Annotated in this window: 3 protein-coding genes; all 3 read left to right on the top strand. The window is 32.1% G+C overall.

Annotation, left to right across the window (positions count from 1 at the left end; genetic code table 11):
- Positions 1-28 precede the first annotated feature (28 nt).
- The 3 genes from ACFIKD_RS09360 (at position 29) to ACFIKD_RS09350 (ending at position 1005) form a co-directional block, all read left to right on the top strand.
- Positions 29-172: a hypothetical protein gene (locus ACFIKD_RS09360; RefSeq protein ID WP_375647890.1), complete on the top strand. Its 144-nt coding sequence runs from the start codon at positions 29-31 to the stop codon at positions 170-172.
- Positions 173-473: 301 nt separating this feature from the next.
- The gene (locus ACFIKD_RS09355; protein WP_026500656.1) at positions 474-731 is read left to right on the top strand and encodes a type II toxin-antitoxin system RelB/DinJ family antitoxin; all 258 of its coding nucleotides are present in this window, start codon (positions 474-476) and stop codon (positions 729-731) included.
- Position 732: 1 nt separating this feature from the next.
- The gene (locus tag ACFIKD_RS09350; RefSeq protein WP_026500655.1) at positions 733-1005 is read left to right on the top strand and encodes a type II toxin-antitoxin system YafQ family toxin; all 273 of its coding nucleotides are present in this window, start codon (positions 733-735) and stop codon (positions 1003-1005) included.
- Positions 1006-1489: the final 484 nt, after the last annotated feature.

Here is a 1489-nt window from a genome sequence, read left to right as displayed (position 1 = left end):
AAGACTGATAAAAAGAGTGGTATTGTGAATGATGCCAATCGCTATGCTTGTTGAAACCGTTGGCAACCCTGCTTATCCATTAGAGTTGTTTCAAAGGATTATTACTGTAAGTCTAGAAACAATGAAAATCGTGAAAAAACTACCAAAATTAGAACTAAGAGAAACTGAATAGATTTGGCATACTCACATAATGGGTATGATAAACTCATAAGGGGTATAGAGCTTATAACCATAATCTATACCTCTCTTGTTAAGTTGATTAGATATAATCTTCTTTACTATGAGGGATAACAAAATAAAGTTAAGAGAATAGGATTTTGCAACATTCCTCTTAATTATTGCGAATCAAGGATTCTTTTCGTGGAGTTTTTTTTGCCATACCTGCTATCCAGAGGGTTTTTAATTCTAAAAAATTGACTTGAAGTCACAGTGTAGCTACACTATAACAAAGGTTATAAATGGAGATACAAATCATGAAAGCCGATTCTGTTGTTCGCGCTCGCATTCCTGCTAAAATGAAAAAACAAGCGATGATTACTTTAGAACGCATGGGATTAAGTGCATCAGATCTTATCCGCATAACATTTTTGCGTGTCGCTGAAGAAGGTTGTTTGCCTTTTGAGCTTAAAGTACCTAATAGTGTCACACGTAAAGCTATAAAGGAATTAGATGAAGGTAAAGGTAAGACATTTAAAAACGCTGATGCCCTTTTTAAGGATTTAGGCATTTAATATGCTGATACCTGTTCGCTCGAGACAATTTAAACGTGACGTGCGCAAGGCGGAAAAACGCAGTAAAAATATGAATAAGCTGCGTACACTATTAAGTCTTCTAATTGAAGAAAAGCCATTACCAAGACATTACTGTGATCATCCACTAAAAGGCGATTGGGTAGGGTATCATGATATTCATATCGAACCAGATTGGCTGCTTATTTATAGAATAGAAGGAGATAAATTACATCTTATTCGTACAGGAACGCACTCTGACCTTTTCAAAGAATAATTATATGAAAAGTTAAAAATACTCTAACTTTTCTCTACATAAAGAGCACAGACCGTAAAAAACTCGCTCTTGAAGCTATAAAAAAGCTCAAAAAAGATGAGAGATAGAGAAAAAACTAATAGAATCAATAAAGAATAAAATTCTCACTATTAATATAACTTATTGACCTAATTATTATTGAGTATCCCTTTTTAAAAGAATAGTTTATATGCGTTATTCTAAAAAAAATCATTTGCACTTTTAAATACTCTTATTTTGATTGCTTTAAGATTTTTAATAAATCCCATCTTTAAAGTGAATACGCTTCTTTTACATTGGCTTTAAGAGGTTATACCGTAATCTAAAATGATAGCTTTATTGTTTTCAAAAGCTTTGTTGTGAATACTTATATCACTTTACGCTTTTAATTCCCTAATTTTTGAAAAAAATATAAACACCCCCAAAACCCCTACAAAATATATATTACAGGTTGTGTTTATAGAGT

Origin of the sequence: Bartonella sp. CR84HXZ (assembly GCF_042194535.1) — a bacterium.
GTDB classification, from domain to species: Bacteria; Pseudomonadota; Alphaproteobacteria; order Rhizobiales; family Rhizobiaceae; genus Bartonella; species Bartonella grahamii.
Note: the sequence above shows the minus strand (reverse complement) of the source record. Positions and strands in the feature narration are given on the sequence as shown.

Coding starts and splice junctions, on each gene's coding strand:
- ACFIKD_RS09360 (WP_375647890.1), top strand. CDS start 29: ATGATGCCAATCGCTATGCTTGTTGAAACCGTTGGCAACCCTGCTTAT.
- ACFIKD_RS09355 (WP_026500656.1), top strand. CDS start 474: ATGAAAGCCGATTCTGTTGTTCGCGCTCGCATTCCTGCTAAAATGAAA.
- ACFIKD_RS09350 (WP_026500655.1), top strand. CDS start 733: ATGCTGATACCTGTTCGCTCGAGACAATTTAAACGTGACGTGCGCAAG.